Origin of the sequence: Actinophytocola sp., from assembly GCF_009379765.1 — a bacterium.
In the GTDB taxonomy this organism is placed as follows: domain Bacteria; phylum Actinomycetota; class Actinomycetes; order Mycobacteriales; family Pseudonocardiaceae; genus Actinophytocola.
This window is the reverse complement of the sequence record NZ_WHTD01000108.1, coordinates 1-12,620: the sequence shown is the minus strand read 5'-3', so window position 1 is coordinate 12,620 and position 12,620 is coordinate 1. Positions and strand designations below refer to the sequence as shown.

The following is a 12,620-nucleotide window of genomic DNA, read 5'->3' as shown; positions in this document are numbered from 1 at the left end:
ATGGTCCTGATCGGAGGAAGGGGACCGAGGACGCGGTGGCCCCGGCAACCGAGGCCGCCGAGTCCTGGATCCCGCCGGAGCGGATCGTCGCGGTGCCGGTCCGCCACCCCGGACGGTGGGTGGCGGCCGTCGCACTGCTGGTGCTGGCCGCGATGCTGGTCAACAGCCTCGTCACCAACCCGGCCTGGCGCTGGGACGTGGTCTGGCGGTTCCTGTTCTCCTCGCGGGTGCTGTCCGGCCTGTGGCTGACCATCGAGCTGACCGCGCTCGCGATGGTTATCGGCATCGTGCTGGGCGTCGTCATCGCGGTGATGCGCCTGTCGCCGAACCCGATCGTCTCGACGATCGCGTGGCTCTACGCCTGGTTCTTCCGCGGCACACCGGTGCTGGTGCAGGTCATCTTCTGGTCGTTCATCGCGATCCTGTACCCGATCATCTCGCTGGGGATCCCGTTCGGGCCGGAGTTCGTCTTCTTCGACTCGAACCTGCTGATCCCGATCTTCGTCGGCGCGGTGCTCGGGTTCGGGCTCAACGAGGCCGCCTACATGTCCGAGATCGTCCGCGCCGGCATCCTGTCGGTGGACCCCGGGCAGAACGAGGCGGCCGAGGCGCTCGGCATGACCCGGCTGGGGATCCTGCGCCGGATCGTGCTGCCGCAGGCGATGCGGGTGATCGTCCCGCCGACCGGCAACGAGACGATCTCGATGCTCAAGACCACCTCGCTCGCGAGCGTCATCGCGGTCGGCGACCTGTTCACCCAGGTGCAGCTGATCTACGGCGGCAACCTGCAGCAGATCCCCCTGCTGGTGGTGGCGAGCATCTGGTACCTGGTGCTGACCTCGCTGCTGTCGGTCGCGCAGTACTTCATCGAACGCCGGTACTCCCGCGGCACGCTGCCGACCCGCCAGGCCGGCCGCTTCGGGTTCGGCCGGCCGAAATCGGGGATGGCATGACCGAACCGACCGCGACACCACCGACGACACCGACGATCACGCCGATGGTCAAGTCCGAGGGCGTGCACAAGTACTTCGGCCGGATCGAGGTGCTCAAGGGCATCGACCTGCAGGTGATGCCCGGCGAGGTGATGTGCGTGATCGGCCCGTCCGGGTCGGGCAAGTCCACGTTCCTGCGCTGTATCAACCACCTCGAGAAGCTCACCGCCGGCAAGCTCTGGGTCGACGGCGAGCTGGTCGGCTACCGGCAGAAGGGCGACAAGCTCCACGAGCTGCGCGACAGCGAGGTCGCCGCCAAGCGGCGCGAGATCGGCATGGTCTTCCAGCGGTTCAACCTGTTCCCGCACATGACCGCGTGCGAGAACATCATGGAGGCGCCGATCCAGGTCCGCGGCGAGAACAAGGGCTCGGCCAGGCAGCGGGCGCTGACCCTGTTGGAGCGGGTCGGACTCGCGGAGAAGGCGAAGGCCTACCCGCGGGAGCTCTCCGGCGGTCAGCAGCAGCGGGTCGCGATCGCCAGGGCGCTCGCGATGGAGCCGAAGCTGATGCTGTTCGACGAGCCCACCTCGGCACTGGACCCCGAGCTCGTCGGCGAGGTGCTCACCGTGATGCGCCAGCTCGCCGAGGACGGCATGACGATGGTGGTCGTGACGCACGAGATGGGCTTCGCGCGCGAGGTCGGCGACACGCTGGTGTTCATGGACGACGGGGTGATCGTCGAGCAGGGACACCCGCGGGCCGTGCTGGTCGACCCGCAGCACGAGCGCACGAAGTCGTTCCTGAGCAAGGTGCTCCACTGAGCCCACTCCGCGCGGTCGCGATGGAACCGAGCGTGAGGGCGGTCCGTCCCAACCGACGGACCATCCTCATGCCTTGGGGGCCTCGATGACCGCTGACGACGATCGGGCCGGCCGCTGGCTGGACCCGTTCGAGTCGCAGCCGCCCGAGTGGGCGCGGGTGCGCGCGGAGGACATCGTCCGGCAGATCTTCGCGTTCGAGCCGGGCGCCGGCCGCATGCGCAAGCTCACCCCACCCGTGCTGCGGTTCACCGACAGCCACGTGGTCGGCCCGCTCGACCTCCGCGCGTTCGAGTTCCCCCACCTGCTGGAGTTCGTCCGCTGCCGGTTCGACACCCCGCCGGACATCCGCCAGGCAAAGCTCGGCGGCTGCGAGTTCTACGAGTGCTGGCTGCCCGGCCTCGAGGGCCGCAACATCTACACCGACAACGACGTCCGGCTCATCGGCGGCACCCGGGTGTACGGCAAGGTCGACCTCACCGACGGCGATGTCGGCGGCTCGCTCGAGATCACCGGAGCGAGCCTGAACAACCCCGGCGGCTACGCCCTGCACGCCGACCGCCTGCAGATCGCCGGCGCGCTGCTCGGCGCGAACCTCGAGGTGAACGGGCGGATCCGCATCCCGGGCCTGCGCACCGGCGGCAACGTCAACCTGGCCGGCGCGTGGCTGAAGAACCCCGACGGCTTCTCCCTCGACGGCAACGGGGTGCACATCGGCGGCAACCTGCAGTGCGTGTCGAGCACCAAGCGCCGGTTCCGGTCGACCGGATGGCTGTTCCTGCCGAGCGCGCGGATCGAGAGCGACTTCTCCCTACGCGGCGCGGAGCTGGTCCCGGCCGCCGAGGAGAGCGGCCGCGACCGGGTGCTGGAGCGGTTCTTCGACCCGCGCGCGACGCTGATCGCCGACCGCATCCAGGTGTCCGGGAACATGGACATGGACCAGGGCTTCGAGTCGACCGGCACGGTGCGGATGGTGAACGCGCGGATCGGTGGCTCGATGCGGCTCACCGGCGCGTCGATCGACATGTCCGAGGGGTCGGAGCCCTTCGCCGAGCTCACCGGCAAGAAGTCACCCGGACCGTACGAGCACCGCGCCCTGCACCTGGACGGCTCGCAGGTCGACGGCGGCATCGACGCCCGCGACGCTCGGATCGCGGGCCAGATCCGGGTCGTGGACGTGTCGGCGCGGGGCAGCGTGGTGCTGGACGGCGCGGTGCTGTGCAACCGGAACGGCGACGTCGTCGAGGGCCGGCGGTTCACCACGGGCGGCAACCTCGACGCGCGCGGGCTGACGGTGTTCGGCTCGATGCTGCTGCCGGAGGCCGACATCGGCGCGAACCTCGACCTGCGGGCGAGCCGGTTCGTCGACCCGGGGCGCTACCGGCGCGACCGGTCCCGCAAGCCGTCGGTCGACCTGCGCAGCGCGCGGATCGGCCGCGACCTCGTGTGCGCCCACGGCGACCGGGACAACCAGGCGTTCTCCGCGCACGGCGAGATCCGCATCCGGCGCGCCGAGGTGGGCCGGCAGACCAACTTCCAGGGCGCCGAGGTCGGCTCGAGCCTGAACGCGACGGCGATCAACGCGTTCGGGCTGATCAGCCAGGAGCTGCGGCTGGACGTCGCGGTCGCGCCACGCGGGAAGGTGAACCTGCGGCACGCGCGGTGCGCGTCGCTGCTGGACAACGAGACGTTCTGGGACGCCACCGGCCACATCGAGCTCGACGACTTTCGCTACGACGCGCTCGCGGTGCCGATCGAGCTGGACGACGACGCGCAGATCAGGCGCCGCCTCCGCCTGCTGCGCAAGGCGATGGGCGGCAGCTACCGGCCGGGCCCGTACGACCAGTTCGCGACGATGCTGCGGGCGAGCGGCAACGAGGAGCACGCCTCGACGGTGCTCATCGCCAAGCAGCGCTGGCGCTACGTCGCGCTGGCCGAGGGCTACCGGGTGCTGGGTCCGGTGGTGCGGGTCTGGAGCTGGCTGCAGCGCTACGTCGTCGGTTACGGCTACAAGCCGATGCGCGCGCTGCTGTCGCTGGCTCTGCTGCTTGTGCTCGGGACGGTGTGGTTCGCGGTGCAGCCGGCCCCCGTGGAGGCCAACACGGACGACCACCTGGTGTGGAACCCGTTCCTGTTCACCATCGACCACCTGGTGCCGATCGTGGACTTCGGCTACAAGAACCGCTGGCACGTGTCCGGTTCCTCCCAGTGGGTCACTGCGGCCCTGATCGCATCCGGCTGGATCCTGGCGACGACGGTGGCCGCCGGCCTGACCCGGATGCTGCGCCGATCCAGCTAGCTTCCCCCGTTCCGAGGTCACGGGGACGAGCGCCTGACACGTCGCGAAGCTGCCCGGGCCGACGGTTACCATGCCTCGGTGCCAGTACTCAAACTCGAGATCCAGATGCTGCACGACCGGGTCTTGGTGCGGCTCACTCCCGAGGACGGCGAACGGCGCAGCGGCGGTGGCATCGTCATTCCGGCAACCGCCCAGATGGCAAGGCGACTGGCGTGGGGCGACGTGCTCGGCGCCGGCACGAACGTACGGAACGTGAAGATCGGCGACCGGGTGTTGTTCAACCCGGACGACCAGCTCGAGGTCGAGGTCAAGGGGCAGACCTACCTGGTGATGCGTGAGCGGGACCTGCACGCCATCGCCAGCGAGCGCACGGAGCACGGCACAGGGCTGTATCTCTAAGGGGAAGGCGAGTCGTGGAGCGCAAGTGGCCGGAGTCGCACTCGGAGCAGACCGACGTGCTCATGCCGGTGCGGCCGACGCCACCCGCACCCGGCACGTCGGTGTTCGGTGCGCCCGTACCCGGTGAGGAGCCGACCGTCCGGATCGATCCCGGCCGGGTCGGTCAGCAGCCGACCGACGGCGATGCCAAGAAGCCGAACCTGCGCAAGGCGGGCATCATCGCCGGCGCGGTGTTCGGCGCGCTCGCCGTGCTCTACGGGATCGACCTGGCGCTCAGCAGCGGCGAGGTCCCGCGCGGCGTCACCGTCGCCGGCGTGGACGTCGGCGCGAGTCCCACGACGTCGCCGAGGACGCCCTGCGCGCCCAGATCGAGCCGCGCCTCACCGAGCAGGTCAACGTGCAGGTCGGCGACGTCCCCGCCAAGATCGACCCGGCCAAGGCGGGTCTCAGCATCGACTGGGCGGCCACTCTCGAGCTCGCCGGCGACCAGCCGCTGAACCCGATCACCCGGCTCACCTCGTTCTTCAGCACCACCGAGGTCGGCATCGCCACCACCACCGACAACACCGCGCTGACGGCCGCCGTCGAGAAGCTGCGCACCGACACCGACCGCGAGCCGGCCGAGGGCGGCATCACGTTCGACGGCGTCGACCCTGTCATGGTCGAGCCCAAGCAGGGCCAGAAGCTCGACGCTCCCGCGGCCCGCCAGGCGCTCGTCGACAACTGGTTCAAGGACGAGACCGTCGACCTGCCGGTCGACACCACCCCGGTGAAGACCACCACCGACGGCATCCAGAAGGCCATCGACGAGATCGCCACGCCCGCGGTGTCCGCCCCGGTCGTCGTCCACGGCGAGGGCAAGGACGCCCGGCTCGAGCCGCCGGCCATCGCCGCGGCGCTCGTGTTCGAGCCCGGCTCCGACGGCGGGCTCAACGTCAGGATCGACGAGAAGAAGGTCGTCGCGGCGGTGCAGCCGCAGCTCGCCTCCACCGAGATCGCGGGCAAGGACGCGGAGATCGTCTTCAGCAGCGGAGCGCCGACCGTCCAGCCGTCGGTGGACGGCAAGGGCGTCGACTGGAAGAAGAGCCTCTCGCCGCTCGAGGACGTGCTCAAGAAGGTCAAGGGCCGTGAGCTCACCGCCACATATGCGCCCAAGCCGGCCAAGGTCACCACCGATGCCGCCACCAAGCTGGGCATCAAGGAGGTCGTCGGCGAGTTCACCACCCGCGGCTTCGCCGCCGACTCCGGCGCCAACATCCGCACGGTCGCCGCGGAGGTCGACGGCGCGATCGTGAAGCCGAAGGAGACGTTCAGCCTCAACGGCTACACCGGTCCGCGCACCTCGGCGCAGGGCTACGTCGAGGCCGGCGTGATCAAGGACGGCGCGCCGAGCCGGGAGGTCGGCGGCGGCATCTCGCAGTTCGCCACCACGCTCTACAACGCCGCCTACTTCGCCGCGATGACCGACGCCGGGCACAAGGAACACAGCTACTACATCAGCCGCTACCCGGCCGCCCGCGAGGCGACGGTGTTCCAGAACCACGACGGCAGCAGCGTCATCGACCTCAAGTTCACCAACGACTCGCCGACCGGCGTCGCCATCCAGACGATCTGGACGTCGGACTCGATCACCGTGAAGATCTGGGGCGCGAAGCACTACGAGGTCGAGTCGGTCACCGGCGGCCGCAGCAAGTTCACCGAGCCGCAGGCCAAGGACGGCCCGGCGGAGAACTGCCACGCGAGCAACGGCGCCCAGGGCTTCACCACCTCCGACACCCGGATCATCCGGGATGCCAAGACCGGCGCGGAGGTCAGCCGCAAGACCCGCACGGTCCGGTACAACCCGCAGCCCAAGATCGTCTGCAAGCCGGCGGGGACCCCTCCTCGATAGCCACCAGAAAGGCCCCCGGTCGAGAACCGGGGGCCTTTCTGTCGAGGGGCTAGGCGCTCGTGCGGGCCTTCGGGTACAGCGAGGCCGCAAGGATGACCGCGATGACCGCGGCGACGACCTGGAAGATATGACGCCACCAGTCGAAGCCGTCGGTCTCCGCCACGCCGGTCCAGCCGGCCACCAAGTTGCCGATCAGCGCGCCGACGATACCGGCGAGGATGGTCAACCAGAAGGGGATCGCCTGCTTACCCGGGGCGAGCATGCGCCCGAGGATGCCCAGGATGATTCCAGCGATGAGTAGGCCGAGAATTGCGCTCACTGACCACATAGCTGCTCCTCAGCAAATCGAGTGGTGAATCAGGGATACCACTGATCTCCCGCGGCTACACCTCGAGGTCGATCACGAAATCAGAACGCGGCCTCGTCCAGCTCCATCAGTGAGTTGTCGGCCGCCTCGACGATCTTGCGGCCGGCGGACAGCTCGGGCAGCACGTTGCGTGCGAAGAACGACGCCGCGGCGATCTTGCCCTCGTAGAACGCCTTGTCCTTTCCGGACGTCCCGGCGTCGAGCTTGCCGATGGCCACCTCGGCCTGGCGCTGCAGCAGCCAGCCGACCATGAGGTCGCCTGCGGCCAGCAGCAGCCGGACGCTGTGCAGCCCGACCTTGTAGACGTTCCGCGGGTCGTCCTGCGAGTTGGTCAGGTGACCGATCATCGCGCCGAGCATGCCCTGCACGTCCTCCAGGGCCTGCTTGAGCAGCGCACGCTCCTCCTTGAGCCGGCCGTTGCCGCTCTCCGCGTCGATGAACCTCGTGATCTGGTCCGCGATGTAGGTGAGCGCCGTGCCCTTGTCCCGCACGATCTTGCGGAAGAAGAAGTCCAGCGACTGGATCGCGGTCGTGCCCTCGTACAGCGAGTCGATCTTCGAGTCGCGGATGTACTGCTCGATCGGGTAGTCCTGCAGGAAGCCGGAGCCACCCAGGGTCTGCAGCGACTGGGCCAGCTGCTCGTAGGCCCGCTCGGAGCCCACGCCCTTGACGATCGGCAGCAGCAGGTCGTTCACCCGGGAGACCAGCTCCAGCGACTCCGCGTCACCCTCCTGCGTCCACACCTGGTCCTGCAGTGTCGCCGTGTACAGGTACACCGCGCGCAGCCCCTCGGCGTAGGACTTCTGCAGCATGAGGCTGCGCCGCACGTCCGGGTGATGGGTGATGGTGACCCGCGGTGCGGTCTTGTCCAGCATCTGGGTGAGGTCCGCGCCCTGCACGCGCTCCTTGGCGTAGCTCAGCGCGTTCAGGTAGCCGGTGGACAGCGTGGCGATCGCCTTGGTGCCGACCATCATCCGGGCGTACTCGATGATCTGGAACATCTGCGCGATGCCGTCGTGCACCTCGCCGACGAGCCAGCCCTTGGCCGGCACGCCGTGCTGGCCGAACGAGAGCTCGCAGGTGGTGGAGACCTTCAGACCCATCTTGTGCTCGACGTTGCTGACGAAGACGCCGTTGCGCTCGCCGAGGTCACCGGTCTGCGAGTCGAAGTGGAACTTGGGCACGATGAACATCGACAGGCCCTTGGTGCCCGGGCCGTGGCCCTCGGGGCGGGCCAGCACGATGTGCACGATGTTCTCCGCCATGTCGTGCTCGCCGGAGGTGATGAAGCGCTTGACGCCGTCGATGTGCCACGAGCCGTCGTCCTGCTCGACGGCCTTGGTGCGGCCCGCACCGACATCCGAGCCGGCGTCGGGCTCGGTGAGCACCATCGTGGCGCCCCAGCCGCGCTCGATCATGAGCTCGCCCCAGTGCCGCTGCTCCTCGGTGCCGTTGCGGTGGAGCACCTGCGCCATGTTCGGACCGGACAGGTACATGAACAGCGCCGGGTTCGAGCCGAGGATCAGCTCGGCCGCGGCCCACTGCACCGACGGCGGCAGGCCGAGCCCGCCGAGGTCGTTGGTGAGGCCGAGCCGCCACCACTCGCCGTCCCACAGCTGCTTGTAGGACTTGCGGAACGGCTCCGGGATCTTGACCGAGTGGGTCTCCGGGTCGAACACCGGCGGGTTGCGGTCGCCGTCGACGAACGACTCCGCGAGCGGTCCGGTGGCCAGCTTGTCGAGCTCCTGGAGGACGCCGCGCACGGTCTCCTCGTCGGACTCGGCCAGCACGCCCTTGCCCAGCCGCTGCTGGACCTCGAACACCTCGAAGAGGTTGAACTCGAGGTCACGGACGTTGCTCTGGTAGTGGCCCATCTCGTCGCTCCCCGTGTCCGGCGTCCCCTACTGGTTGGTAACTTCAGGATATTACTTGTCGGTAGCATCCGGCAAGGAAACTCCTGGAACGCGCCGTCACATTGGACCTCGGACCTGGGCCGAGCGGGGTCAGTCGCGAGCGGGCCTCGACCCCGGAACGGCCGATGGTCGATCCATCTCGTCGATCACCAGCACTCCGGACCGGAACGCGACCGCGACCGCGTGCGTGCGGTCTCTCGAGGAGAGCTTGCGCAGGATGCTCTTGACGTGGGTGCGGATGGTCTCCACGGACACGTAGAGGATGTCCGCGATGGCCTGGTTCTCCAGCCCGTCGGCGATGAGCTGGAGGACCTGGTGCTCGCGCCGGGACAGGGGTTGGCGGGGCTGCTGGACGCGTGGCGGCGGAGCGGCGAGCGTGGGGGCGAGAGCGGGGTCGAGGAAGCGGCCCTCGGTGTGCGCCGCGGTGATGGCGCGAACCAGCTCGGCCGGCTGCGCGGAGCGGCGGATCACCCCCCGCGCGCCCGCGGTGAGCGCGCTCGCGATGTACTGGGTGGTCCGGCGGGCATCGTCGATCAGCAGGAGAACGGCGGTCTCGCGGCTGCCTGCGGTGAGGACGTGGGCGAGGTGCCCACGCGGGTCGAGCGCGGCGTCGACGACGACCACGTCGGGCCGCAGGCGTTGGCACAACCGCAGGCCAGGGGTGACCGACTCGGCCGCGCCGACCCAGCGCAGCCCCTGTGTGCGGTTGACGAGAGCGGACAAGCCCTCGCGGACGAGCGGGGTCCCGTCGATGAGCGCGACGCTGACCGTGGTCGTCGCCGCGCGTGGCGGTTGTCGCTCGCTAGTCACTGTCATCCCGTCCTCCTGCCCGGCACTTCTCCGGCATTGGGACTGGGCTGGGGCGGCCTCGTGACGCAGTTCATGAATGACTTTTCACAGTGACCACAGGGACTCAGAGAGTAACCTGAGCGATAGCGAACACTTAGCACTGCGTGGCATCGCGACGCTACTCTTGGTGGCACTGTGGAGTCTGACATCGAGCGCAACGCCCAGGACTGGTTCAGGTTCATGGTGGACACGAACCTGGCCCCTGGCTTGCGCGCGCTCGGGTTCTTCGGGGTCGGTCGCCGCTTCCGGATCGAGGGTCACCGGCACTGGGGCGAGGTCGTCGTCGAGCAGGCTCGCTCGTTCACCTTCCGGGCCGTCCGGTTCACCGTCCACGTAGGAGTCATCTCCCGCGACGAGTGGGCCGAGCAGCTGCGGGTGCGTCCCTACTACCCGGCCGGCGAGGTCACCCGAACCCAGACGATGGGCTGGAGCTCGCCCATCGGCGACCTCGTCACGGTGGCCGGCCACCCGATCGGCGAGCTCTGGTGGGAGCTCGAGGTGGGCAGCCCCTTCGAGTCGCTGGCGCGCGAGGTGCTCACCGCGGTACGCGAGTTCGCGCTGCCGGCGATGCGCGACCGCATGGCCTGACGCCGTTGCTCGAGGTCCCGACCCTGCGGGCGGATGGCCTGCTGCTGCGGCCGTGGTCGACGGCCGACGTGCCCACGGTCCGGGCCGCCTCGGTCGACCCGTACATCCCACAGGTCACGACGGTGCCCGAGTCCGGCGACGTCACCGAGTGCCGTGCCTTCGTGGAGCGCCAGTGGGAGCGGGCCAGGTCGGGCCTGGGCCACTCGTTCGCGATCTGCGTGGACGACGCCGCGGTCGGCCAGATCGGCCTGTGGCCCCGCGAGGGCCGCGCCTCGATCGGCTACTGGCTGGTGCCGGCCGCCCGCGGGCTGGCCTCGCGTCGCGTGCGCTGGCGGTGGTTGCCGGCTGGGCGTTCGAGCGCGGCATGGACGAGCTGGAGCTGTTCGTGGAGCCGTGGAACGAGGCATCGCGCGCAACGGCTCGGCACTGCGGCTTCACCGAGACCGGCACCGTCCGCGCCCACCATCGGGTGGGCACCGAACCCCGCGACGCCATCCGCATGACCGCCCGCCGCTGATCGGGTCGCGTCAGTCGTCGAGGACGGCGAGCTCGACCCGGCGCAGGCGGTCCGGGTCCGCGATGATGTCGATCTCGGTGATCTTGTCGCCCGTGATCGTGAAGCTGAGCACCACGGTCAGCCGGCCGCGGGGGGCCATCACGAGCCCGACCGCGCCGTTCACCAGCGCCGGCTGGGTGAACCGGGTCCGCGCCGATGCGAGGACCGCGCCCTTGGTCACGTTGCGGACGCCACGGATCACCATGGGTGCGCGCGTGGGGCCGGCGGCCTTGTCTGCTCGGAGCACCACGTCCGGATCGAGCACTGCGACCAGCGCGTCGAAGTCCCCGCCACGGGCGGCGGCGAGGTAGGCGTCGACGACCCGACGCTGGCGGGTCAGGTCGGCTTCGGGCACCGGGTCGACCCCCTTGACCCGGCGGCGGGCCCGGCTCGCGAGCTGCCTGGCCGCGGTGGGGGACCGGTCGATCATTCGGGCGATGTCGTCGAAGGGCACGGCGAACATGTCGTGCAGGACGAAGGCGAGCCGCTCTGCCGGCGTCAGCGTGTCGAGCACCACGAGCAGCGCGAGCCCGACCGAGTCGGCGAGCAACGCCTCCTGCTCCGGGTCGGCGCCGCCCTCGTCGCTGACCGGGTCGGGCAGGCGTCCGTCGAGAGGCTCCTCGCGGTGTGACTCGCGCGTGCGCAGCATGTTCAGACACACCCGCGCGACCACGGTGGTCAACCAGGCTGCGAGGTTCTCGACGCCGCTGGTGTCGGCGCGGTTGAGGCGCAGCCAGGCTTCCTGGACGGCGTCGTCGGCGTCGGTGAGCGAGCCGAGCATCCGGTAGGCCACCGCACGCAGCCGGGACCGGTGTTTCTCGAAACGCTCGGTCAGCCACCCGCGCTCGTCCATAGGGTCACCATCTTCCGTCGCCAGGTGTCATAGCAGTTGACCCGTGGCGGGCCCGCCGATGTGACACGGTCAGGTGCAGTTCGGGTGAAGCCAGGCTGGGTCGGGGAGGTCGCACCGTGGGGTCTGGGGCTCGGCCCCAGAGGCAGTGGCGAGCGGACCCGGCGAGCGCAGGCCGCGCGCAGGGGCAGCCTTCCGCGAGCGGATGACGGGAACCGAACCCGCGTTTCTCGGCTTGGGAAGGGTGAAGAACTTCTCGTTCCGCGGCCGCATCCGCAGACCCGTGGGAGATCCTCCTGGGCCGACGGTACCGCTGCGCGCTGCGCGCCGCCGCTTCGCGAGGAGGTTGTCCGGCCACAGCGGACGAAAAAAGAAAAAGGGAAAGGAGAGTACCCACTCCTTCCACTCTCAACTTATAGCGCACCGGGGGGCTTGCGGCAAGACCCGGGTCGTGCCGCAGAATCACCGGCCGAGGCCAGAACCTGCGGAAATGGGAGTCGCGAAAATGCGTGTGTTGCTGTCGACGTATGGGTCGCGCGGGGACGTCGAACCGCTGGTGGGACTCGCGGTGCGGTTGCGGGCACTCGGCGCGGAGGTGCGGGTGTGCGCGCCGCCGGACGAGGTCTTCGCGCAGCGGCTGGCCGGTGTCGGCGTGCCGATGGTGTCGGTCGGACAGTCGGCGCGCGCGCTGACGACTGCGGCGGCGCCGCCGTCATCCCTGCCCCGGCGCGCGGCCGAGTTGATCGCCAGCCAGTTCGACGCGGTCACCGCGGCGGCCGAGGGATGTGACGCGCTGGTGGCGGCCGGCGTGATGCCGGCCGCGGCCGGCGCGCGGTCGGTGGCCGAGAAACTGGGCATCCGCTACGTGTCCGCGACCTTCCAGCAGCTCACCCTGCCGTCGCCGCACCACCCGCCGCTGGCGTACCCGGGCCGGCCGTTCCCACCGGACGTGACCGACAACCGGGTGCTGTGGGACCTGGACGCCCAGAACATCAACGCACTGTTCGGTGCGGCGCTCAACACCCACCGGGCGGCGATCGGCCTGCCGCCGGTGGACAACGTCCGCGACTACGTCATCGGCGACCACCCGTGGCTGGCGACGGACCCGACCCTGGACCCGTGGCAGGAGCCGGCGGACCTCGACGTCGTGCAGACCGG

At 69.7% G+C, this 12,620-nt stretch carries 11 protein-coding genes and 2 pseudogenes; 9 read left to right on the top strand and 4 right to left on the bottom strand.

Annotated features, from left to right (window positions below):
• Positions 1 to 35: 35 nt before the first annotated feature.
• The 5 genes and pseudogenes from GEV28_RS28050 to GEV28_RS28030 all read left to right on the top strand — a co-directional run bounded on the left by GEV28_RS28050 (position 36) and on the right by GEV28_RS28030 (position 6,339).
• Positions 36 to 953, top strand: coding sequence for an amino acid ABC transporter permease (locus tag GEV28_RS28050; RefSeq protein WP_291415345.1), 918 nt, complete (start codon positions 36 to 38; stop codon positions 951 to 953).
• Entirely contained in the window at positions 950 to 1,753 is an 804-nt protein-coding gene (locus GEV28_RS28045; RefSeq protein WP_291415343.1) for an amino acid ABC transporter ATP-binding protein, read from the top strand. The genes GEV28_RS28050 and GEV28_RS28045 overlap by 4 nt, the downstream gene beginning before the upstream one ends.
• Positions 1,754 to 1,838: 85 nt before the next feature.
• Positions 1,839 to 4,049, top strand: a complete 2,211-nt coding sequence (locus GEV28_RS28040) for a hypothetical protein (RefSeq protein WP_291415342.1) — start codon at positions 1,839 to 1,841, stop codon at positions 4,047 to 4,049.
• A gap of 105 nt (positions 4,050 to 4,154) precedes the next feature.
• The gene (locus GEV28_RS28035) at positions 4,155 to 4,448 is read left to right on the top strand and encodes a co-chaperone GroES (protein WP_291415360.1); all 294 of its coding nucleotides are present in this window, start codon (positions 4,155 to 4,157) and stop codon (positions 4,446 to 4,448) included.
• A 62-nt stretch (positions 4,449 to 4,510) separates the two neighbouring features.
• A pseudogene (locus tag GEV28_RS28030) lies at positions 4,511 to 6,339 on the top strand (VanW family protein).
• A 49-nt stretch (positions 6,340 to 6,388) separates the two neighbouring features.
• On the opposite strand, the gene GEV28_RS28025 reads toward GEV28_RS28030, so the two are convergent.
• The 3 genes from GEV28_RS28025 to GEV28_RS28015 form a co-directional block, all read right to left on the bottom strand.
• Complete coding sequence (locus GEV28_RS28025; RefSeq protein ID WP_291415341.1) at positions 6,389 to 6,667, bottom strand: GlsB/YeaQ/YmgE family stress response membrane protein; 279 nt, start codon at positions 6,665 to 6,667, stop codon at positions 6,389 to 6,391.
• 80 nt (positions 6,668 to 6,747) lie between these two features.
• A complete protein-coding gene (locus GEV28_RS28020; protein WP_291415339.1) occupies positions 6,748 to 8,580 on the bottom strand; it encodes an acyl-CoA dehydrogenase in 1,833 nt (610 codons plus the stop codon).
• A 129-nt stretch (positions 8,581 to 8,709) separates the two neighbouring features.
• Positions 8,710 to 9,435 (bottom strand): response regulator transcription factor, encoded by a 726-nt coding sequence (locus tag GEV28_RS28015; protein WP_291415337.1) that lies wholly within the window; start codon positions 9,433 to 9,435, stop codon positions 8,710 to 8,712.
• A gap of 168 nt (positions 9,436 to 9,603) precedes the next feature.
• On the opposite strand from GEV28_RS28015, the gene GEV28_RS28010 reads away from it, so the two are divergent.
• The 3 genes and pseudogenes from GEV28_RS28010 to GEV28_RS42605 all read left to right on the top strand — a co-directional run bounded on the left by GEV28_RS28010 (position 9,604) and on the right by GEV28_RS42605 (position 10,573).
• Complete coding sequence (locus GEV28_RS28010; RefSeq protein WP_291415336.1) at positions 9,604 to 10,056, top strand: DUF4304 domain-containing protein; 453 nt, start codon at positions 9,604 to 9,606, stop codon at positions 10,054 to 10,056.
• A pseudogene (locus GEV28_RS42610) lies at positions 9,954 to 10,361 on the top strand (GNAT family N-acetyltransferase); the annotation flags it as partial. The gene GEV28_RS28010 and the pseudogene GEV28_RS42610, both read left to right, overlap by 103 nt.
• A gap of 59 nt (positions 10,362 to 10,420) precedes the next feature.
• Positions 10,421 to 10,573 carry a GNAT family N-acetyltransferase gene (locus tag GEV28_RS42605; protein WP_367115206.1) on the top strand — a complete coding sequence of 51 codons (153 nt, stop codon included), beginning with the start codon at positions 10,421 to 10,423 and terminating at the stop codon, positions 10,571 to 10,573.
• 10 nt (positions 10,574 to 10,583) lie between these two features.
• On the opposite strand, the gene GEV28_RS28000 is transcribed toward GEV28_RS42605, so the two are convergent.
• On the bottom strand, positions 10,584 to 11,465 hold the full coding sequence (locus GEV28_RS28000; protein ID WP_291415332.1) for a sigma-70 family RNA polymerase sigma factor: 882 nt from the start codon (positions 11,463 to 11,465) through the stop codon (positions 10,584 to 10,586).
• Between the two features lie 502 nt (positions 11,466 to 11,967).
• On the opposite strand from GEV28_RS28000, the gene GEV28_RS27995 reads away from it, so the two are divergent.
• Positions 11,968 to 12,620: glycosyltransferase (locus tag GEV28_RS27995; RefSeq protein ID WP_291415331.1), on the top strand; the 653-nt coding region annotated here is incomplete at its 3' end.

Excerpts from the sequence above, each read along its gene's own strand:
- GEV28_RS28025 (WP_291415341.1), bottom strand. The coding sequence starts at position 6,667 with ATGTGGTCAGTGAGCGCAATTCTCGGCCTACTCATCGCTGGAATCATC.
- GEV28_RS28045 (WP_291415343.1), top strand. The coding sequence starts at position 950 with ATGACCGAACCGACCGCGACACCACCGACGACACCGACGATCACGCCG.
- GEV28_RS28020 (WP_291415339.1), bottom strand. The coding sequence starts at position 8,580 with ATGGGCCACTACCAGAGCAACGTCCGTGACCTCGAGTTCAACCTCTTC.
- GEV28_RS42605 (WP_367115206.1), top strand. The coding sequence starts at position 10,421 with ATGGACGAGCTGGAGCTGTTCGTGGAGCCGTGGAACGAGGCATCGCGC.
- GEV28_RS28035 (WP_291415360.1), top strand. The coding sequence starts at position 4,155 with ATGCTGCACGACCGGGTCTTGGTGCGGCTCACTCCCGAGGACGGCGAA.
- GEV28_RS28000 (WP_291415332.1), bottom strand. The coding sequence starts at position 11,465 with ATGGACGAGCGCGGGTGGCTGACCGAGCGTTTCGAGAAACACCGGTCC.
- GEV28_RS28040 (WP_291415342.1), top strand. The coding sequence starts at position 1,839 with ATGACCGCTGACGACGATCGGGCCGGCCGCTGGCTGGACCCGTTCGAG.
- GEV28_RS28015 (WP_291415337.1), bottom strand. The coding sequence starts at position 9,435 with ATGACAGTGACTAGCGAGCGACAACCGCCACGCGCGGCGACGACCACG.